This window comes from Psychrobacter jeotgali (assembly GCF_904846315.1).
GTDB classification, from domain to species: Bacteria; Pseudomonadota; Gammaproteobacteria; order Pseudomonadales; family Moraxellaceae; genus Psychrobacter; species Psychrobacter jeotgali.
This window is the reverse complement of the sequence record NZ_CAJHAF010000001.1, coordinates 2196875-2217153: the sequence shown is the minus strand read 5'-3', so window position 1 is coordinate 2217153 and position 20279 is coordinate 2196875. Positions and strand designations below refer to the sequence as shown.

Annotated in this window: 17 protein-coding genes and 1 pseudogene; 3 read left to right on the top strand and 15 right to left on the bottom strand. The window is 40.0% G+C overall.

The features are described 5' to 3' along the window. Positions 1 to 120: 120 nt before the first annotated feature. The 10 genes from umuD to JMX18_RS09090 form a co-directional block, all read right to left on the bottom strand. Positions 121 to 546: a translesion error-prone DNA polymerase V autoproteolytic subunit gene (gene umuD / locus JMX18_RS09135; RefSeq protein WP_201587078.1), complete on the bottom strand. Its 426-nt coding sequence runs from the start codon at positions 544 to 546 to the stop codon at positions 121 to 123. Next, entirely contained in the window at positions 547 to 1857 is a 1311-nt protein-coding gene (locus JMX18_RS09130; protein WP_201587077.1) for a Y-family DNA polymerase, read from the bottom strand. It abuts the gene before it with no gap. 207 nt (positions 1858 to 2064) lie between these two features. Continuing rightward, complete coding sequence (locus JMX18_RS09125; RefSeq protein WP_227674703.1) at positions 2065 to 2712, bottom strand: DUF4868 domain-containing protein; 648 nt, start codon at positions 2710 to 2712, stop codon at positions 2065 to 2067. An 8-nt stretch (positions 2713 to 2720) separates the two neighbouring features. Next, a protein-coding gene (locus tag JMX18_RS09120; protein ID WP_201587076.1) for an IS3 family transposase occupies positions 2721 to 3805 on the bottom strand; the annotation gives its coding sequence in 2 pieces (ribosomal slippage) (positions 2721 to 3340 and positions 3340 to 3805; 1086 coding nt in all). A 68-nt stretch (positions 3806 to 3873) separates the two neighbouring features. Continuing rightward, entirely contained in the window at positions 3874 to 4179 is a 306-nt protein-coding gene (locus JMX18_RS09115) for a hypothetical protein (protein WP_201587075.1), read from the bottom strand. After that, entirely contained in the window at positions 4176 to 4757 is a 582-nt protein-coding gene (locus JMX18_RS13210; protein ID WP_227674618.1) for a hypothetical protein, read from the bottom strand. Before JMX18_RS13210 ends, JMX18_RS09115 begins: the two co-directional genes overlap by 4 nt. 81 nt (positions 4758 to 4838) lie before the next feature. Further along, on the bottom strand, positions 4839 to 7892 hold the full coding sequence (locus JMX18_RS09105; RefSeq protein WP_201587074.1) for a type I restriction endonuclease subunit R: 3054 nt from the start codon (positions 7890 to 7892) through the stop codon (positions 4839 to 4841). Between the two features lie 160 nt (positions 7893 to 8052). Beyond that, a complete protein-coding gene (locus tag JMX18_RS09100; protein WP_201587073.1) occupies positions 8053 to 9690 on the bottom strand; it encodes an RNA-binding domain-containing protein in 1638 nt (545 codons plus the stop codon). Between the two features lie 38 nt (positions 9691 to 9728). Further along, on the bottom strand, positions 9729 to 11030 hold the full coding sequence (locus tag JMX18_RS09095; protein ID WP_201587071.1) for a restriction endonuclease subunit S: 1302 nt from the start codon (positions 11028 to 11030) through the stop codon (positions 9729 to 9731). Positions 11031 to 11032: 2 nt separating this feature from the next. After that, positions 11033 to 13507: a type I restriction-modification system subunit M gene (locus JMX18_RS09090; protein WP_201587070.1), complete on the bottom strand. Its 2475-nt coding sequence runs from the start codon at positions 13505 to 13507 to the stop codon at positions 11033 to 11035. 183 nt (positions 13508 to 13690) lie between these two features. Between JMX18_RS09090 and JMX18_RS09085 the strand changes: the two genes are divergently transcribed. Both JMX18_RS09085 and JMX18_RS09080 read left to right on the top strand, forming a co-directional pair. Next, positions 13691 to 13876 (top strand): hypothetical protein, encoded by a 186-nt coding sequence (locus tag JMX18_RS09085; RefSeq protein WP_201587068.1) that lies wholly within the window; start codon positions 13691 to 13693, stop codon positions 13874 to 13876. A 47-nt stretch (positions 13877 to 13923) separates the two neighbouring features. Continuing rightward, on the top strand, positions 13924 to 14523 hold the full coding sequence (locus tag JMX18_RS09080) for a hypothetical protein (RefSeq protein ID WP_201587066.1): 600 nt from the start codon (positions 13924 to 13926) through the stop codon (positions 14521 to 14523). 203 nt (positions 14524 to 14726) lie between these two features. On the opposite strand, the pseudogene JMX18_RS09075 reads toward JMX18_RS09080, so the two are convergent. The 3 genes and pseudogenes from JMX18_RS09075 to JMX18_RS09065 all read right to left on the bottom strand — a co-directional run bounded on the left by JMX18_RS09075 (position 14727) and on the right by JMX18_RS09065 (position 17890). Continuing rightward, positions 14727 to 15619: pseudogene (locus JMX18_RS09075) on the bottom strand (IS3 family transposase). Between the two features lie 162 nt (positions 15620 to 15781). Beyond that, positions 15782 to 16582 (bottom strand): amidohydrolase family protein, encoded by an 801-nt coding sequence (locus JMX18_RS09070; RefSeq protein ID WP_201587063.1) that lies wholly within the window; start codon positions 16580 to 16582, stop codon positions 15782 to 15784. A gap of 18 nt (positions 16583 to 16600) precedes the next feature. Further along, complete coding sequence (locus JMX18_RS09065; protein ID WP_201587061.1) at positions 16601 to 17890, bottom strand: SLC13 family permease; 1290 nt, start codon at positions 17888 to 17890, stop codon at positions 16601 to 16603. A gap of 147 nt (positions 17891 to 18037) precedes the next feature. On the opposite strand from JMX18_RS09065, the gene JMX18_RS09060 reads away from it, so the two are divergent. Continuing rightward, complete coding sequence (locus JMX18_RS09060; RefSeq protein ID WP_201587059.1) at positions 18038 to 18763, top strand: GntR family transcriptional regulator; 726 nt, start codon at positions 18038 to 18040, stop codon at positions 18761 to 18763. A gap of 116 nt (positions 18764 to 18879) precedes the next feature. On the opposite strand, the gene JMX18_RS09055 is transcribed toward JMX18_RS09060, so the two are convergent. Next, positions 18880 to 19140: a helix-turn-helix transcriptional regulator gene (locus JMX18_RS09055; RefSeq protein WP_201587058.1), complete on the bottom strand. Its 261-nt coding sequence runs from the start codon at positions 19138 to 19140 to the stop codon at positions 18880 to 18882. Positions 19141 to 19318: 178 nt separating this feature from the next. Further along, positions 19319 to 20230 (bottom strand): recombination directionality factor, encoded by a 912-nt coding sequence (locus JMX18_RS09050; protein ID WP_201587053.1) that lies wholly within the window; start codon positions 20228 to 20230, stop codon positions 19319 to 19321. Positions 20231 to 20279: the final 49 nt, after the last annotated feature.

Sequence of the window (20279 nt, the reverse complement as noted above, 5' to 3'; positions counted from 1 at the left end):
GTAAATAATGGGATTCATTTTACATTAAATTGTAACTAAATATTCAAATATGATAAGCTTGATTCAAATATATATTATTACCAAAAAACTATTTTTAGTAGTTTTGATTTTCATTCTGCTCTATTGCTTAAATCGTCTAATACTACTAGCCACCACTCCGAACAGCTCAAGAGACCCTCTCACTACGATATCTGCATAGTTCTTATTATGCGCACGTAAAATAATATTCTCACCCAGTATCAGTTGCTTAGCTGTAAATCCTTCATCGACTAGCGCAATCACGATATCTTTATGGCAAGCGGTCAAAGAGCGGTCAACAACTAATATATCTTTTGGGAAAATACCTACATCAATCATGCTATCACCTTCGACCTCAACCAAGTAGGTAGTTGCTGGATGGCGAATAAGTAGTGTATTTAGGTCAATACGGTTTTGCACATAATCAGTAGCAGGGCTCGGAAAGCCTGCTTTGACTCTATCGCTATATAGGGACAATAATACCGTCTCACCTTCATCTGTCAGCTTACCGATTACCTTGACCGTCATTTAGTCCACCTTGGGTATTTGGTTGATGTCAGTGGTATAACGGGGCGATAGCATGTTACGACTCATCTGCCACGACTGCTTGTCTTTAATGCCTTCACTAGCGATAAACACTGCTGCTTGCTGATGATTATTTTGTCCGTATTTTTTATTGAGCTTATCCATAATAGCAATAACCTTGGTGTTTTTCTTAGTGCAATGACCACTACTTTTATCCTCGCTACCCTTTTCTGCAAATAAGTCAGGTTGTATCTCATCATGCTGAATGATATCAAACAGCATAACGCCAGCCTTCGCATAGCGCACGTCTTCTTTAAATATTCGTATAAGTATTTGCCGAGCAGCGGCTACCATCACCCGTGTATCAGCCGTAGGGGTGATAAAGTGACACTGACCGGAGATTGCAGTATACGTCTCATTTGGCGTAAAGGGACTACTCTTGGCGAACACACCCAAATGACCACACAAGCTGTCTTGCTTACGTAGTTTACCGGCTGCCTTTGATACATGGCTACAGATGGATTCACTCAGCTCTTGAAGGCAGGTAATGCGCTTAGAGAAAGAACGAGATGAAATGATTTGCTTCTTAGGTTCGATGGTTTCGATACCGATACAGCGTTGACCATTTAATTCCAAGCAGGTACGTTCTAATACCACGCCAAAGTGCTGTCTTATCTTAGCAGGTTCGCAGATGGCTAACTGGTGTACGGTATGAATGCCCATGTTGTTAAGCCTGACTTTATATCGTCGACCGACACCCCATACCTCACCGACATCGGTAATTTGCATAATACGACGTATCCATCTTAAATTGTCTAATACACAGACGCCTTTGGTCGCCGGGTATTTTTTAGCCGCATGATTGGCAAGCTTCGCCATCGTCTTAGTACTGCCTATACCGACACTGACAGGTATGCCCGTATACATCTCTACGATAGATTTAAGCTTGTTGCCATAAGCGTTAAGGTCGTGCATAGCAACCGGATAATCAGCGAGGTATAAAAAAGCTTCATCAATAGAGTAGACTTCAACGGTAGGACAGAGGGTCTCAAGCGTGGTCATCACCCTATGTGACATATCGGCATAAAGAGTGTAGTTGGAGCTAAAGACAGTAACGTCGTTTTGTACGCAGAACTCTTTGACCTGAAAGTAGGGCACGCCCATTTTAATACCCAGCTGCTTTGCTTCAGGTGAGCGAGCGACTACGCAGCCATCGTTATTAGACAGTACCACCACCGCTTTGTCCTTTAAATCAGGGCGAAAGAGCTTCTCACAGTTGGCATAAAAGCTGTTACAGTCGATGAGCGCATACATGGCGTACTCGTAAGGTAGGTGGCAAAAAAAGGCATATCCAATCACGTCCATACTTGTGATAGGTTACGCCTTTGAGTGTAGAGATATAGCGGTTTAAATTTCAAGAGTAAATAAATAGTAGACGACGATGGGTGTCGTGAGGGTTTAGGATAAACGGTTTTTATATAATTAATATAAACCTAGTAAAATCAAGTTTTACCCCATTCATCACAACTGTATTGCATCAGGAACATCATACATATTACTTGTAACCTCACTTATTAGACGGTGATCTAAAAGTATTTGTAAAATTACTTGCATTGTATTAGCACAGGGAATTATTTTTCCAGACGCAGCATCAAAGTTTATTCCCCATTGTCGTGTATTGTTGACATTTTGGAGACTAGTTAGAAAGTTAGGGTTATTATAAATCCCTTTCATTTCTACAACAGTCATTCTTCTGAGTTGCATAGAATTAGTACCTACATATTCGTCGATTGGTTGAATATCAGTAAATAGGGAAAGAAAGGGGGAGGATTGTTTTAATTGAATAAATGCATCAACATATGCATCCTTATGCTGCATAGCTGTTTCAAAACCACGTTTATTTGCGATAAAAATCGTATTATTAATGACATAAAAGTCAAAATCCTTTTTTATAGAAAAACTATTGTCTGCGATGCCTGATAATACTCCATTGGAAAACATCATGTTAATAAAAGATTTATTATACTTAGTTTGAAACGACGATGATGAACGTCTTACACCGTAAACAGTAATATTATTATGAATGAATTTTACTACGTATCCCTTAGTTCCTTTTAATTGATCAACTGATGTTACTCTGGTAACCCTCCCAAACTTAAGACACCTAATAAATAGAATTAAGCTGCCTGATTGAGTTTCTGTATCGGTGTAAAACCGCCATTGCCCATGTTTGGGCGCTTATGATTATAATGGTATAACCAGTTTTCTGCTTGTGCGCGTACCTGCTCTAGATTATCAAACAGCTCCTGATTTAACCAATCATATCTCATGGTTCTGTTAAAGCGCTCTACATACGCATTTTGCTGTGGATTGCCAGGTTCAATATAGCTTAAGATGATGCCTTGCTGCTCAGCCCAGTCTTTGAGCGCATTGCTGATGTATTCAGGGCCGTTATCGCATCTTATCTGCACAGGTTTGCCTCGGTACTCAATAAGCTGATTAAGACTGCGTATGACCCTCCCGGCCGGTAGCGAGAAGTCAACTTCAACGGTGAGTGCCTCACGGTTGTAATCATCAATGACATTGAACAGTCTAAAGCCGCGGCCATCAGTTAAGCTGTCGTGCATAAAGTCCATGCTCCAGCTTTGGTTAATCCTATCAGGTACTGCTAATGGTATTGGTTTAGCACGTTTAATGCGACGCTTAGGCTTGATTCTAAGGTTGAGTTCAAGCTCGCAGTAGATGCGATATACCCGCTTATGGTTGTACGGCAGTCCTAGCACATTACGCAAGGTTAAAAGCACAAGCCAAAGCCCCAGTTCTTGTTCTCATCAGTCAGTTTGATAAGTAAGTCCGCTATTTGCTGGTTCTCATCTGTTACCACCGACTTGTGATAATAACAGGTGACGCTGATGTTAAAGATACGGCAAGCACGGCGTATGCTAATGCTACGATCTTCAATGTAGTGACAAACCAACGCTTTGCGCCCTTGGGGCGCTACCACTTTTGACATAGCATCCTGTAGGATGTCGGATTTAAGACATTCATCAGCGTACATCTTCTTTAAGCGGGCATTTTCAACTTCAAGCTCTTTAAGACGGCTGATAAGTGTGGCGTCCATACCACCATATTTAGATCGCCAGTTGTAGAAGGTGCTTTGGCTGATGTTATGCTCACGGCATAGCTCGGTAATAGGGACGCCTTGTTCGGCTTGTTTTAGGATGTTGACGATTTGGTTGTCGCTAAAGCGTGTCTTTTTCATAGGATTCTCCTGCTGGTGTATTTTAGCAGTTAATCTCTATTTGTAAGTGTTCTTATTTATTGGGGGGATTACCCTCTGTTTTCAGTCTCCAAGCGGTTTACTTGTGTTTTAAGCAGATCAAAGTCGGTATCGTTACAAGTAAGTGCTAAACAACCACTTTCGTTAACTTGTGTAATAGGGCTATATGGACTTTGTTCAGTAATTCTATTGAGTTCAGTGTTAGCAATACTTTTAAAATCATCGTTAAGCTCTCTATCCGTTTGAACGTAATGCGTTCGAAACCTTATGTCTCTCTCACTATTCTTGTATACCCATAAATAGACTGTGGATTTATTAAAATTAAAATCTTTCAGAGCCTGAAAATCGCTAGTCATTCTTTATCCTTTGCAATATAGAAGTTTTGAATAGTTTGTACTGCATAATCACCTTCTGGTAGATCACCTTTTTTTAGAACCCTAACTTCTTTTACATGATTATTTATATTTATCTTTGCTTCGTATAGTTTCCATCCAAACATTAAGAGAAGTGGATTCATTATTATCTGTCCTGATTTATAAGTTATAGCAAACATCCAGAGTATGAAAACTAAAAACCCAAGAAGCTTATCAGGAGTGTTATAACTTAAGCCCATAAATGCAACGACATAAGGGAAGACGTAATTGATTATGTCATTAGGAATCGGTTTTGATGAGTCGACTCGAGCTTCAAAAGGCATGGGTGTTTCGTTAAGTAGTTTATTAGATAATAGTACTGCAACAACTGTAATACCTATAAATAATATGGATAGTACTGGATTCATAAAAGGAATAAAACTACAGGACGAAAAATTAGAGATATTACAAAAAGGGCTTTGCCACCATGTTATTGGTATATCCTGCACAGCGAGAATTAATGCTAATGGTAAATAAGAGCCTATAAAGATTATAAAGGCTGAAATAAGTTTAAACTGCATATCAGTACTCCGTTTATAATCATTTTATATATTATATTCATTAAGCGTCTTCAATGCAGGTTTTGATATAGCTTCTTATTATCATATGCTATCTCTACCGTCAGACTCTCTATCCACCAGCTGCCGCAAGCTATGCATAAACGCCATTTGAAAATTTTCATCGCCTACAAATTTCTTATAAAAGTCCACTTCTTTGCGTCGGTCTGAAACAATGATTTCTTTAACGATGTTAGCGAACTCCATCTTGCGCGCTTGCTCATCTTGAAGAGTATTATACTTATACTCAAAGTCTTTGTGCTCTTGGATACGCTTAACTAGGTTGATTAGTTTAAAGCGCTGTTCCTCCGGCGTCGCGTGCCAGTTCTCAAACCAGCGCTGATTGAAGTCTTCGACTATTTTATCTAATAGCTCTTTTTTGGACTCAGGGTCATAAACCCCTATAGGGTTACTGTTAGAAGGCGTGAGCTTACCACCCTCATCTTTGAGGGTTATTTTCTGCCCTAATGCCGTACGTTCAATCGCATAGGTATTTAGATTGACTGATTCGAGTAGCTCATCTAATGCTTCGTCCTCAGTAGTTTGGACGTTCAGCTTAGGTATCAATGGCTTTAGCACCCAATATAGGCGTTCCCAATCAACCATATTGAATGGGATGATAGCGGCGACTCTCCCATAAAGCTTAACAAACTGTTTCGCTTGCATCTTAAACTCAATCTTGGTCTCATCTGATAACCCAAGCTCGTGGTTAAAGCGATGGGCAAACACGTCTATCTTTGAGTCAAGTACTTCCATAGGCTCGTTATCAAAGAATAGGTCGGCATAGTCTTTGACCTCGTGTAGCTCGTATACGCCTTTGCTATCTAAATTATCTTTAATTTCATGTAAGACATTGATATCAGTCGCTTCGGATAACGTCGTAGCGGTATAGTACCTGTCAAATGCCACTTTGATATCTGAGGTACTGTTATAAAAATCGAGCACGAATAAGTCTTCGGTTTTTTTGCCATACTTAGGTGCTGAGCGGTTAAGCCGAGATAGCGTTTGCACCGCTTGGACGCCCTTAAGCTTTTTGTCCACGTACATAGCGGTAAGCTTCGGCTGGTCAAACCCTGTTAGATATTTATTCGCCACCACTAATAAGCGGTACTCATCGGTGTCAAACTTGTCTTTGGTTTTGGATTCCTCAAAGCCGTTCATTGACGGCTCAGTGTACTCAATACCGTCCACTTTTTTCTCGCCAGAGAAGGCGATGAGTATTTTGAAAGGGTTGCCTTTATCTTTGAGATGTTTGGTTAGTGCCTTGTAGTAGCGAATCGCCATTGGGATATTTTGGGTAACGACCATACCTTTGGCATGACCATTCAAACGGTTTTTGCCGTATACGTTGTCCATAAAGTGGTCGAGCATGATTTCAGCTTTAGTATTGATAGTTTGCTCGGTATGTTCAACGTATGCTTTTAGCGCCTTTTGTGCTTTGTTGGTATCAAACTTGGGGTCATCTTCGGCGGTCTTTTGAATCTGATAGTACGATTTGAACGTCGTATAGTTGCTAAGCACGTCAAGGATAAAGCCTTCTTGAATAGCTTGCTTCATTGAGTAAATATCAAACGGCTCAAAGCTACCATCAGTTTGTTTGATACCGAATTTCTCAAGCGTGCTGTCTTTTGGCGTGGCAGTAAAGCCAAAGTAGCTAACATGACCTTGCATTTTTCTAGCTTCAATGGCTTTGATAATCTTATCTTGATTATCTTCTACGTCTACATCCTCACTCGCATTGTCAGTTTCATTAGCACTGTCATCTTTAACCCCAAGCGCTTTGTTCATATCATCGCTGACTGAACCGCCTTGTGAGCTATGCGCCTCATCAATAAGAATGGCAAACTTCTTGTCTGCCATTTCGCTAATCTCATCCAATATGAACGGAAATTTAAAAATGGTAGTGATAATAATTTTCTTACCGGACTCAAGCGCATCACGCAGGTCACGAGAGCGCTCAGCATGAGCGATAATGCCTTTGACTTCACTAAACTGATTGATGTTATCTCGAATTTGTTTGTCGAGTAATCGGCGGTCAGTGACTACGATAACGGAATCATAGAGCGGTTTCTCAATTTCTGCCGCATTGATAGCTGTATTATCGCTTGGATTGGGATAGGCTTCGATAAGCTGATAGGCCAGCCATGTTATGGAGTTAGACTTGCCTGAGCCTGCTGAATGCTGGATAAGGTAACGCTTGCCGACGCCATACTCTTGTACGTCAGCCATTAAGCGTCTGACTACGTTCATTTGATGATAGCGCGGGAAGTATAGCGTCTTGTCATGTAGCTTAGGGTTTTTGATGTCAGGGTCGTCGCAGCCTAAGCGTACAAAGTGGCTAAGTAAATTAATTAAGCTATCTTGCGCCAACACCTCTTCCCATAAGTAAGCGGTCTTAAAGCCATCAGGATTGGGCGGGTTGCCGCTACCACCGTTACAGCCTTTATTAAACGGCAAAAAGAACGTCTTTGCCCCAGCTAAGCGCGTGGTCATAAAGGCTTCTTGATTGTCTAAGGCAAAATGCACGGCAGCACGCGCAAAGTTAAACAAAGGCTCTTTGGGGTCACGGTCTTGTTGATATTGTTTAAGAGCGTTAAACCTCGCCGTTTGGCTCTTGTGGGTGCTTTTTAACTCAAATGTGGCAATGGCTAAGCCGTTGATAAATAAGACGAGGTCGATAGACTTTAGGGGCTCACTAGTAGAGTAATACACTTGGCGGGTGATGCTAAACAGATTCTTTGTATAGTTGTCTTTTACCTTTTGGCTACTGCTAGCGAGAGGAGCAGGGTATAGCAGGTTGAGCGAGGCATCATCTACTTGTAAGCCGTTCTTGAGGACATGAAGTACGCCGTTGTTTTTGATGACGCGGTCGAGCCTATGCAGGATTTTATCTTGCCAATCATGTGGGTTAAATTTGATAAGTTTATCCAGCTCTTTTTGCTGAGTGTCTTGTAAGAACTGCCAAAACAATACCTTATCAATAGCGAACTGCTTATCAAAGTCGTTATAGTCGCCTTGGATATAGCCCATGCTGACCATGCTACCAACGATATGGTCTTCAAGCTCACGTTCGCTAAATGTAGTCGGTTGGTTTGCCATGTCAGATCCTTTTTATTGTTATCAATGTGGCTAGATGGTGCGTTATCAAGAATGTCTAAAATTACACCTCAACGTGTAAAATTACACCTGAATGTTTAAAAATTACACCTCAACGTGTAAAACTACACCTGAGTGTTTAAAAATTAGACTAGCTCATTTGTCAGTCTTTCAGCTTCCATTTTTTTGCTTCTGTTGTAATCTTATTCTCTCTGCGCAAGCTTTGTAGTAGGTTTCGCACTTTGTCTTTTTTTTGCTGCTCTGACAGTACGTCTGGCAGTTTATCTAAAAGAAGGTCGTCAATCACAGAACGCTTAACTGCTCCAAAGCTCTCAAGGCACTGTAAGATCATATCCTTGTAATACTGGTTATCAAGTCCTTTATTTTTAATATAGTTTGCCATCTCGTCAGTCTGTTTTGCGATATGCTTGGCAATGTGGCAGTTTGATTTTCTACCTTCGATTAGCTGACGGTTTTTAAGATACTTAAATTCATGGTCATCTAATAGCTTACCCTTTTGTACCTTATCGAGCAGGATAATGTCTTCAAGTGATAGGTCAGGGGATTGTGCCAGCTTTTGCGCATAAGCGGGATCGATAATCTTACCGTAAATAGTCACTTCAACCTTGTCATTGGTTAAGTCATATTCAGGCAACGGAAAAAACTTTTTACGCTGAATGATAAACATCTTTCTGATGCCACTACCGATAGTGTCTATCATATTTAGGTTCACCATCGCATCGACCAAAAACTTGTTACGATAGCGATGCTCAGGAGCATCTTGTTTGACCACAGCCTCAACACTGACAGGGATAAACCGCCCTTCATTTTTTATGACTAACCTACCGTCCTCAAACTCAACGAGGCTCACGCGACCGCCACGTGTATAGTCTTGGTGGGCGATAGCATTATTCAATGATTCTCGAATTAGATATGGGTCATATTGGTCAACCTCTTCAGGAAACAAGGTGTTGCCTTGCATGTAGCGATATTTCAAATTACGAATTTTGCCAAATACCTCATCTACCGCCAGTAGTAGGGGACAGGTAAAATGCTCGTAATCTTTTTCGACACCGTCTTTGTCTTTGAGTATCCAAGTGACTTTTGCTGAAGCAGGGTTAATTAAATACTCAGATTCGCTTTTGCCTAATAGCAAAATAGCGGCGCGGGTAATTTGTCCTTTTATGGTCAGCTTGGCTTTGTCCAAAAATTTATGGTCATCCCAAGTTGTCATGTCCTCTTTGAGCTTTGGGTTTTTATCAGCGAATCTTAGCCGAGCAAAGGCAATGGCATCGGGGTCTAAATCATCAATGCTGGCTTCAGAAATAGTGTGCCGACTCCAATCAGTCTGTGATGGTGCGCGCATGGTCTCAAGCTCACTGATGTTTAATGCCCCAAGGGAGGAGCCATCGCGCCCGTAGTAATGCCCATCATACGCAATGGGCATACCTTGCGGTGCTGCTGGTATCTGTAACATCAGCACTCTGCCATTAGGGTGGGAGACGTCATGAATATCAATAAAGGTCACGCGGCCTGTCATACGGTCAGCCACGTCCTTTTTTAGCTTATCTAAAGTCGTGTCATCCGAATAAGCTTGCGTACCGACGATGTTCTTATCAACATTGACACCTAGTACTAGCCACGCGCAATCCTTAGCCTTTAGGTTGGCTTCGTTACTAAGCGCCGAGAAGTACTTGCATAACTTCTTAAAGTCATACTGCATCTTGGCTTCTTTAAACTCAACGACTTCATCTTCGTTGGTGCCGAGCAGTTCAGATAGTTGGTTGATGGCATTTGACATGAGGGTCACTTAGCTGTCTAGTGTTGGAGATACAAAGGTTAACTGACTTTAATCTTACCGGTCACCGCTTGATTGATAAGAATAGTTTTGTATTCTTTTAAGCGGTCAATCTGGGCTTTTATACTTTCAATAGCAACTCTTACTTCACTAGTTTTAGCATCTAGGTAATGAACTAGTTCTAGCTGTTCACTCAATGGCGCTATTGGAAATACAAAGTTTTTTAAGTTTTGGAAGTTTAAACCTTCTCTTCCTCCTCCTTGCTGATAAAACCAAATCTGTTTTTGTCCAATATGCGAAGCCAATAATGAGTTCAAGTACTTTGTTTTAATTTTATTATTCGGTCTAACTATACATACGTGTTGATTGACATTCATTTCATTTACGAAATCATTGTAACAACATCTTCCTAATGAACCACCAGTAATATTTAGTAGAACATCGCCTTTAATGACTTGGCTACCGCTCATAGACTTATGAACACTATCTGATATTCTTGCCACATTTTCTAAAACTATTCCGTCGTAGTGAATGTTTTGACTTCTTAAAAGTGGAATACCGTCATCAATGTAGGTCGTAGAACCACCGGAAGGTGTAATACCACTACCAATTTTTGTGGTCAAAAACTTTAATTTTTTAACTTCCCAATGCTCAGGAATATCGCCAATCCAATCGATACCGCTATCTTTCATCGGCACATCAGGGTTTAGACCTTTGGTCACCGCATTTTGAATAATGATTTGCTTATACTCTTCAAGCTTAGCAATTTGCTGTTGTTTTAGATTAATGGCTTGGTCAATTTGGGTTGTTTTTTTATCAAGAAAATCAGCAATTTTTATTTGTTCGTCATCACTTGGAAATGACATTAGAGAATTCTTAATATTATCAAATCGAGTCGTCCATAAGTCGGCAACTATACCATGACCTACTCTGTAGAATTCCTCAATAAAACCACTACTTTTAAAAAGGTATTCAGAAAATCTAGGCTCAATATATTTAGGTTTTAAAACTATATTAATCAAAGATACAGAGCCATCTTGTTTCGCTATACCACTAGACCCTTTTCTGTCAGAACGACTATTGATTACAAAATCACCCTGTTTTACCAATTTTCGATTATCGCCATCGTTGCTTTTAGCAACGTTGTCCCATTGAGGAAAAACGCCCAATTTTGTTACCGATAAAGCAGGATAGTCTTTATCTGATACTTTTGTTCTTCTCTCAGTGAAGAAAGAACTTATACGACCTAAGTTCCAAGTCTCAGGAATATCGCCTAACCAATCGACACCGCTATCTTTATAGCTTTCATAGCGCGGATAGCTATCAATGATTGTCTTATCCACGATTATCCCTCCACGCTTGATGAGTTTGACAGCGTTTGCGCACTTAGGATTTGCGCTATCAAGCCATCCGCTTGTTGCTCAAGCTCAACCAGCTCATTTGCCACCTCAGTTAATGAGCGTAGCGGCTTATGCTGATAGAAGTATTTATTAAAGCTAATCTCATAACCTATCTTGACGCTATCACCGTCTATCCATGCCTCATCGACGTGTGGCTTTACCTCGTCTAAATAGTACTTATGTATGCTATCACCGAGCGCTATCGACTCTGAATCACGCAAGTCTGCGCTTGATTCATAAATTACATATTGGTTGGGCTTTGCATTTTTTATACCAACGCTTGCCGCAGGATAGTAGCCGTAATCTGCTAATTCATCTATGCTACAGCCCAAATGCGCCGTCAAGTCTTCAAGCTTTTCAGGCTTAAAGGTACTGATAGACTTAATCACTTTAGCGCCAGTTTCGTCATACCAGCTCACCGCATCGAGTATCTGCTTAAGCTCATTGGCTTTAAGCTTGATACCATTAGCTTTGACTATACTTTTTACCAAATCGGTAAATACATTGAAGTCGGTATATAGCGTATCGTCGCTATACTCATTACTGATATCGTCGTTAATCGCTTGACGAATGCTAGTGGCATATCCAAGTATCGCTAACTGACTTTGCCATGTCTTAAAGTCGAGCAGCTTTTTACGTTGATTAGCGGACAGCCCAAAGTCTTCTTTTTCCGCCCATTCTTTTAGCACCTCTTTTTGACTGGTAAAGAATGCCTTGTCGTATAGCTCATCGCCAAACTCATCATACAGTTGACTCATAGCGTCGCTGACTTGATTGTCAAAGCGTAAGCTCTCAAGTAGCTCATCACGCATTTGCGCATGACGGCGGTCAGGGCGTTCGATATTGACTTTATAATAGCCAAAGTCTTGGTTATCAAATATCTGACTGGCGATGCCGATAGGGTCGCCTTTTTCGTTGAAGTCATCGGGCTGACGTTCAATAGTTGCCATGTCTAGGTAAGTTTGGGTAATGGCTTTGATATCTGTTGGGCTAAACTCACAGTTTTTATCGCCTAAATTCTTTCTAAGCTTACGGTACATTTGACTGGCATCAATCAGTTGCACCTTGCCTTGACGCGATTTAGGTTTATTGTTCGATAACAGCCAAATATAGGTAGTAATACCCGTGTTATAAAACAGATTGTTTGGCATTTGAATGATGGCTTCTAAGTAATCGTTTTCGATGATGTATCGACGAATATTGCTCTCGCCTGAACCGGCGTCCCCCGTAAACAGGCTTGAGCCGTTATGTACTGACGCAATGCGAGAACCTTGGCTACCGCTATCGGTCGCCTTCATCTTATCTACCATTTCCATCAAGAATAAGAGCTGACCATCGCTTGAGCGCGGCGTAGCAGCCTCAGTGCTGACTGTGCCCCAGTAATCAGCTAACTCAACGGTAAAGCGACTATCACCGACTTCTTTACCATCCATGATATCTTTTTTATCATTTGACCAGCTCTTACCATAAGGCGGGTTGGAGAGCATATAGTCAAAATGCTTACCTGCAAAGCTATTAGCTGATAGGGTAGAGCCGACCTTGATGTTCTCAGGGTTATTGCCCTTAATCATCATATCCGATTTACAGATGGCATAAGTCTCATCGTTAATCTCTTTACCGTAAAGATAAATACTGCGCTCATAATCCGTGCTTGGATACTTCTCGATAATGAAGTTTTGCGACTCGGTGAGCATCCCGCCACTACCACAGGCAGGGTCATATACGGTAATGCTTGGCGGTAGGTTGCCTTGCAGAGGGTCAAAGATAAGATGCGTCATCAGCTCAATAACTTCACGCGGGGTAAAATGCTCTCCTGCCTCTTCGTTATTTTCTTCGTTAAATTTGCGAATCAACTCCTCAAATACGTAACCCATACCTAAGTTGCTTAAGCCTTGAATTTTATTACCATCGGGATCAATTTTGTCGTTGGGCGAGAAGTTCCTATAAGGCGAGACAAACTGCTCAAGTACGCCTAATAGCACTTGCTTACTAGCCATGTGTTTGAACTGTGCAAATAAGTCAAAGCATTGGATGATTTCTTTGACGTTATCACTATAACCGTGCAAATACTCTTCAAGATTAGCCAGTAGGATTTGCTGATTGTTGCTAGCGGTTTCTCTCAGTAACTTTAATGTCCATTTACTGGTGTTATAGAACACGTAGCCTGAAGCGTCTTTTAGCCCATCTTCGTCCACTTCGTCAAAGTTAGATTCTTTTTGAAAAGCGACCTCTTCTAGCACTTTATCTTTGGTTGGCTCAAGCAGGCTATCTAAGCGGCGTAGTACCACCATTGGCAATATAACATCACGATACTTTCCTCGGACGTACACGTCTCTTAGGTAATCGTCGGCGATAGACCAAATAAAGGCGATAAGTTTGTTATGAACGGTTTGTAGTTGTTTATGGGCGGGTTGACTCATGAAATGGCTCGGTTTTAAAGGTAAGGGTTCAAACTACCTAGTATAAGGAGTTCGTTTAGGCTTATGCAAATATAATAAAGATATTAAGGGGCACTTAGTAACATTATAGAAAATACCTTGAAATATTTTTTCAATCGTCTAAGACTACTTACTTATCCAACTATTAATTATGGGGAGAGTAAAATGGGTAATCCATATGGCGATGATCAAGATGAAGACGATGAAGACGATGAAGAGTTAACGACAATGCAAAAGCAACGTCAACATGATTTAAAAGTAGAGTTGGCAAAGCAAGGCTTAACTGAATCAGATTTTCCAGAAGGGGTACCGCCAGGTGTATTTATTGACGAAAGTATATATAAAGATTAAATAGTATCATTATCATAATTAGGAAGAAATAAAAAGGGAATATGGACATGAGAAGTGCCTTTTTAGGAATTATATCCGCTCTGACACTTTTGGTGGGTTGTGAATCTGACGCAGGTAATCAGGCAAGTGACCTAGCGCTATCAGAGGAAGTGGTAGAATCGGTATCATTTGAAAAAGAAACAGAAATAGTAAGCAAAATCCATTACGATTTGGATGGAATCATTCTTTGTGAAGAAGACAGCTTTGGAGTTTGCATTGATGATGTGCTACAAGATCTTCGCGCTGCTCAATTAAAAGAGCGTCATTATGCTGCTAATATCGCAGCTGGTGAAGCAAGTAGTACTATCGCTAATGTCTCATATGAAGAAGATTATTACAATAATGGCACTGGTGCTAACCACAAACAAATAACCGGACCACTAACACCAGCACAAGCAGCACGCATTGATTATCTCGTTGATAACGATATTGAAGTATCACAAGAGATGATAGACTTACTGAATGATTTTACACTTGATGGTAGTGAGGAGGATACTTTACGTAAATTCATTATCGAACGATCAAATTATGGAGACGGGTATGATGCATCAGAAGACTGTCGTAACCCAGACCTGACAGAAGCTGAGTATGCCAATGCCTGTACTTAACTTAACCACTTATAAGCTAAGAATTATAAAATAAATTTTTGGTCATTTAACTTTTTAAATGTCATATATCTAGCTTATCGATATTAATGAAAGTAACTTAATGATCTAATGATAAATCAAGAGTCACGTCATAGTTAAAACAGCCCTGCCAATCATATGACCCCTGCCGTCAAATCCGTAGACCTAAACTTGGGAGATTTTAGTTACGCAGCTTGACGGTAATAGTCAAACCACACCTGTTTTGGTAATTTATAGCCCAAGCTTTTTTGAATTCTCGTCTGGTTATAGTACAGCTCGTTATAACCGATAATGTCATTGATGGCGGCACATCTGGTTTTATAATCTTTATGATATACCAGCTCATTCTTTAATACGCCCCAGAAGCTCTTTATCGGAGTGTTGTCATAGCAATTTCCCTTAGCGCTCATTGAGCCTGTAAACTGATCCTGTTTGATGATCTTGTGATAGGCGTGGCTACAATACTGACTGCCTCTGTCTGAGTGAACAATTAGACCTTGATTAGGTCGTTTGTTTTTGACTGCCATGTTTAATGCTTTGCAAACTAAATCAGCGGTCATGCGCTTGTTAATAGCATAGCCGACAAGCTCTTTGGTATATAAGTCTTTCACTTCAGCTAAGTACAGCCAGCCTTCATTTGTCCAGATATAGGTGATGTCACTGATCCACGCCTGATTAGGACACTTGGCATCAACCAATAGTTCACAATGGTTACGATGTATCTGCTGGGCGCTAATATTACGATTTATCCAGTCATAATAGCTTGAGGGTTTAACCTTTAGTACACGGCACATGCTACTGATGTGAAAGAGTGGCTGATTGTCTTTAGTAAAGGCGTACTTTACTAGCTGTGCTTGGCGAACGCCGTCGCCTTTTTTAATATCTCTCGCTCTTCTTCAGTCACTTTAAGCTGCTTTATTTCCTGAATAGCGGCTATAAGCTCAGGATCATATTTTTCTGCCAGTTTGATAAGGTTTGCATCGCTATGCCAAGTTGCTTGGCAGTGGCTGAAACATTACCGTTGTTGTCCGCTATTTTCTTAATGGCTTCTGCTGTAAGTTCTGACTTTCTTTGTCATGGTAAACTCCTCATCGAGTCGTTAGTTTACCAAGCTTGCCTCTACGGTTTCTTCAACATAGCTCACACAGAGATTATCATGACAGTTTAAAAAATAAAAAATCGATACTTTCTATCACCGATTTTTTGAAAAATTTACTCTTTATCGAACAAAATAATCAATTTAAAACCCAAATAAATCAGCGTTATTTCTAGTCAATATTTGAGTCACTAGTTTTTCATCATCGATAATTTTTTTAAAACTGCTAAGTGCTTTGTCAAAACTCATTTGGCTCTCATGTTGAGTATGCGGCCAATCACTGCCCCAAATAAGATGGTTCTTCATACCACGCTGCATTAGTAGTTTAAATGCGTCAGTAGCATTTTTAATACTTAATTCATCGTCTAAACGATAGTAACCAGATACTTTAACCCAATGTTGATTAGGATCAAGAAGGTCTAAAAAGTGCTTATAGTCAGTATCATCAACCCCTTTTATAGGATCAAATCGGCCGAAGTGATCGATAGTGACATCGATAGCATACAGTTTAAGTTTGGGTAATAATTGAATCAAATAAGTAGGTGGCGCATGAAGTTCTATTTGCCAATTCATATCAGCAATATTTTTTAGAAATACTTGCCAATCTACTTGATTCAAATCAGGACACGGAAGGCCGAACAAATTAAGCCGTATACCGACGATACCCTGATTGTCTAAGTTCCTTAAGCTCATAATATCTCTATTGTTATCTAATACCGCAATACCTTTTAGTCGTTCCGGGTAACTTGCGATAGCAGATAGCATATAGCTATTGTCGGTACCATAGAAACTTGGTTGAATGAGAATTCCTTTATCAAAGCCATGATGATCAAGATTTTGAATATAATCTTCTACACTAGCAGTGTAACTGGGTGTATAACGTGCAGTAGGCAAAAAGTTAGCGTGATGTGAAAATGCATGAGCATGTGCATCGATGTAAGTCATATAAATCCCTTTTTATATTTAAAATACGAACTGAATAATCAAAGTGGCAATTAATCCTGCTCCTATACCTATAGGAACTGCTTTAAATAATAGTGCATTCAGAAGTTTACTTTTATCTATATCTACTGGCGCTGAACCTAATATTAAGCTACCTCCAGACGAGAATGGAGAAATAGACGAGCTTTGAGCACCGACGACTATACATACAAATAACAATAATGGGTTTAATCCAGAAGCTATAGCCAGCGCAGGTACAATGGGGAATAGTGCAGGTGCCACTACTCCTAATGTGCTTGCAAATACTGACATAATGGCGCTGATAATAAATACTAAAATAGGTATCATCCATATAGGAACATTAGTGCTTAACCATTCAGTCAGTTCATCAATAACACCTACTTTTACACCTAAACTAATTAGCATTCCTACACCACAAATCATAATGAGTGTGCTCCAAGGTACTAAACTAATAACAGTTTTTTCGTCTCCTAGCCTCATAAAAAGACTAACTATGGCGAAAAATATAGCGATAAAACCAATATCAATACGAGCGTTCAAAAAGCTAATAGCTTCTACTTGTGGCATTAATAAGTTTAAAATTGGTACAATAAGCACAATGGACATCATGATAAAAATTAGCATGATGGATTGTTTTTGTTTGCTATCTAAAGGCTCTGGTAATACGGCTTCAATTGCTACTTTATTATGTTTAGCATTAATTAGACTATAAACTCCCAATACAACGACAGGAATTAAAAAAGTTGCAGCAAACACCCCTGATGAATAAGCGAAAGCAGTATCTGCTGCTATGTCTGCCGTATCCATAAGCCCTCTAAAAATAACTCCACTCTGTGAGGTCATAAAATTCGCACCCGCTAACGCACCGTAGTTAACAGCTAGTGCAGCGATCACGATATTCATATTTGCTTTTTTACATAATAGTAGGGTCATAGGCGCCATGAATGCCAAAACAGTATAGTAACCTGCTCCTAATCCCGAAATAATAGTAGCAACAAAGAATATAACCATCGGTAATAATGCTGGAAAGTTTCGACATTTATAAATTAGATGACCAGATAACTTCTCCAGAGCACCATTCGCTAAAGAAAAATTATAAAATAACGTGACAGCGAAAATGATAAAAAAAATCTTGATAGGCCATAACTCAATTACTTCAGAGGCTTTTAGCCCAAGGCCAAAGCAACCAATGAGGTAAGAAAATACAATAGCAAATAAACCTATATTGATTTTTGTGGTATACCCTAGAAAAATAGAGATTACGATTGCGGCTAAAATATAGAGTGTCATGTCTGCTCCCTGACTTGATATAGACTTCTAACAAACATATAAACATATATATGAATTTATAAAAACATTAGAAAGCATCCTATGCGTGTTGTCAAATAGTTTTTTAGGCGATATGCTATTCCATGACTTTAATTTATGAAGAGAAAAATGATAGAGACATTTGAAAAGTTTAATATGCCACGCTACGAAAGGGTACGGTGGCAGATACAGCTTCTACTTACTGAAAATAAGTGGGATAAGGATACACCTCTGCCTACTGAATCTGAGCTGTCAGACAAGTACAAAGTATCAGTAGGTACAGTCCGTAAAGCTGTTGAAAAATTAGTCGAAGACGGCATCTTATTTAAACAGCAAGGTCGCGGTACTTTTCTAAAACAACCTAACTTTGAGGCTTCATTATTAAGATTTTTTAAGTTCCGTGATAAGGATGTTGGCTATCTAACTCCAACTGGCTTAGTAAAAAAGATAGTATCTATATCAGGTGTTAATATAATTAATGAGAAATTAAACCTACATAATAATGAAAGCTTGATCTACATTGAGCGTGTACGTATCGTTGATAATAAAATTATTTTAAGTGAAAAAATTTGGTTACCTCGAAGTTTATTTGAAAACTTGGTAACGCTAGCACCAGAAGAGTTCGAAAATCTTTTATATCCTTTCTACTATAAAAAATGTGGACAGTTCGTTTCTTCAGCAGTTGAGAAGCTGTCATTTATAAAAAACCATATTGACATCTATTTAAATAGCGATGGGAAGAAAGATTTGGTCAAAGTTTGCCGTATTGCAAAGAATCTTAAAGGCGAACCAATTGAATATAGAGAGTCCTATGGGCTAGCAGATAACTTTAGTTACGAAGTTAATATTAATTGAGTACTAATATATGTGATCAGTCATACTGTAAGTTGTAAGAGCTATTGTTAACTTATCCTGAAAATAACTAAAAAAATAAACCACTTACAGTCAGTAGCTTATTTTAGTTTTATTACTTAGTGAACCCTAGCGGCTATTTTGCATCCTAACCATTCCGCAATCTCGCTCTCAACCCATGCTACACGCCCCTTCGATAGCTTAACCTGAATAGGGAAGGTGGGGTCGTATCGATTAGATCTTTTATCGAGCATATCGTAAATAGTCGTACTACTGAGACCCGTATGGTACGTTACCTCTTTCAGTGGCAACATTCTTGGTAAGCGTACAGCACTTAGGTTGTTAGTTTCAGTTTGATTGTTAATATTTAAATTTTCCATGATGTGCTCCTTATAAGTGAATGAGAGCGTTTGCCCTCATATACTTACCGAGTCCTATAATTTTTTACCGCATCCCATACCATCCGACAGTTAGCCTTTGATGCAGCTAATAAAAAAAGGAGCTGATTTATTCAGCTCCTTTTTATGATGTGTCTATCTATTAATTGCTATGGCTGTACTAACTGACAGCCGTTACACTTTGCCGTAGACCCTGCTCGATACTGCTTATCTCATGAGGAGGTAAGCGCTTTTGTATGTTGGCTTCTTGATCATCGCTTTGATTACCAGTCTCGACTGAATAAAACTCCTCCGCAACGTCAAACCCATCCTCGCTATCAAGCCCAAAGGCTGAGTTGATATAGCCTTGTTTGGCAACTGCTTCTAAAGCCGCTTGGTCAAAGCCATGCTCCTTAAGCTCCTTATCAATGGCGCTTGCATGTTGTACCGCCTCTTTGAGGGTCACGCCATCACGTAAGGTTAAATCCACATAGTAAATAGGCGTACGATAGCTTTGTGTCGTGCTTTTGCCTCTAAGAGTTAGTTGTAGTGGAAGACATGACAGCTTATCGCCTGACACCGCTGCAAAGTAGCTTAGGCGCGCGGCTAGGGTGCGAATACTATTAAAGCCTGTGGTGCGAAAGATGAAAGTGCCAAGCTCATCGTCTTCACTAAGATTCACATAGAGACGACCGTATGGCTTACAGGCTCCGCCTTTAGCTAAGGGACAGCGGTCAGGTGATGGACAAGGCAATTGCTCAACGCCGTTATTGGTTCTACGCTGGCACTGCTCACCATCGCCGACACATAGTGGACGTCCCGTTTGCCTGTCAAACAAAGTATATTCTGCTCGCAGATTCAGCTCAGGGTCATTAAACAGCATACGTACTGGTATATGCCGCAGCTTATCGGTTTTACCCTTACGCAGTTTGGCATCTAAAGGATGATTGACCCAACCATCTTTATTTTGCACTTGGCTGGTAATGGTGAACTGGTCATCTTTAGCAGGTAGACGCTTGCCATCTTTTACGATGACACGTCCAATGCTGATACGACCAAGTACGGGCGGCGTTATCGTTAGACCTTTAATCATAGTGGTATTCCTTTTGTTGAATAGATTTTTTAGACATAAAAAGCCCACC

Bases quoted from the DNA above. Each gene is read 5' to 3' on its own strand.
- umuD (WP_201587078.1), bottom strand. From the start codon at position 546: ATGACGGTCAAGGTAATCGGTAAGCTGACAGATGAAGGTGAGACGGTA.
- JMX18_RS09130 (WP_201587077.1), bottom strand. From the start codon at position 1,857: ATGTATGCGCTCATCGACTGTAACAGCTTTTATGCCAACTGTGAGAAG.
- JMX18_RS09115 (WP_201587075.1), bottom strand. From the start codon at position 4,179: ATGACTAGCGATTTTCAGGCTCTGAAAGATTTTAATTTTAATAAATCC.
- JMX18_RS13210 (WP_227674618.1), bottom strand. From the start codon at position 4,757: ATGCAGTTTAAACTTATTTCAGCCTTTATAATCTTTATAGGCTCTTAT.
- JMX18_RS09105 (WP_201587074.1), bottom strand. From the start codon at position 7,892: ATGGCAAACCAACCGACTACATTTAGCGAACGTGAGCTTGAAGACCAT.
- JMX18_RS09100 (WP_201587073.1), bottom strand. From the start codon at position 9,690: ATGTCAAATGCCATCAACCAACTATCTGAACTGCTCGGCACCAACGAA.
- JMX18_RS09090 (WP_201587070.1), bottom strand. From the start codon at position 13,507: ATGAGTCAACCCGCCCATAAACAACTACAAACCGTTCATAACAAACTT.
- JMX18_RS09085 (WP_201587068.1), top strand. From the start codon at position 13,691: ATGGGTAATCCATATGGCGATGATCAAGATGAAGACGATGAAGACGAT.
- JMX18_RS09080 (WP_201587066.1), top strand. From the start codon at position 13,924: ATGAGAAGTGCCTTTTTAGGAATTATATCCGCTCTGACACTTTTGGTG.
- JMX18_RS09070 (WP_201587063.1), bottom strand. From the start codon at position 16,582: ATGACTTACATCGATGCACATGCTCATGCATTTTCACATCACGCTAAC.
- JMX18_RS09065 (WP_201587061.1), bottom strand. From the start codon at position 17,890: ATGACACTCTATATTTTAGCCGCAATCGTAATCTCTATTTTTCTAGGG.
- JMX18_RS09060 (WP_201587059.1), top strand. From the start codon at position 18,038: ATGATAGAGACATTTGAAAAGTTTAATATGCCACGCTACGAAAGGGTA.
- JMX18_RS09055 (WP_201587058.1), bottom strand. From the start codon at position 19,140: ATGGAAAATTTAAATATTAACAATCAAACTGAAACTAACAACCTAAGT.
- JMX18_RS09050 (WP_201587053.1), bottom strand. From the start codon at position 20,230: ATGATTAAAGGTCTAACGATAACGCCGCCCGTACTTGGTCGTATCAGC.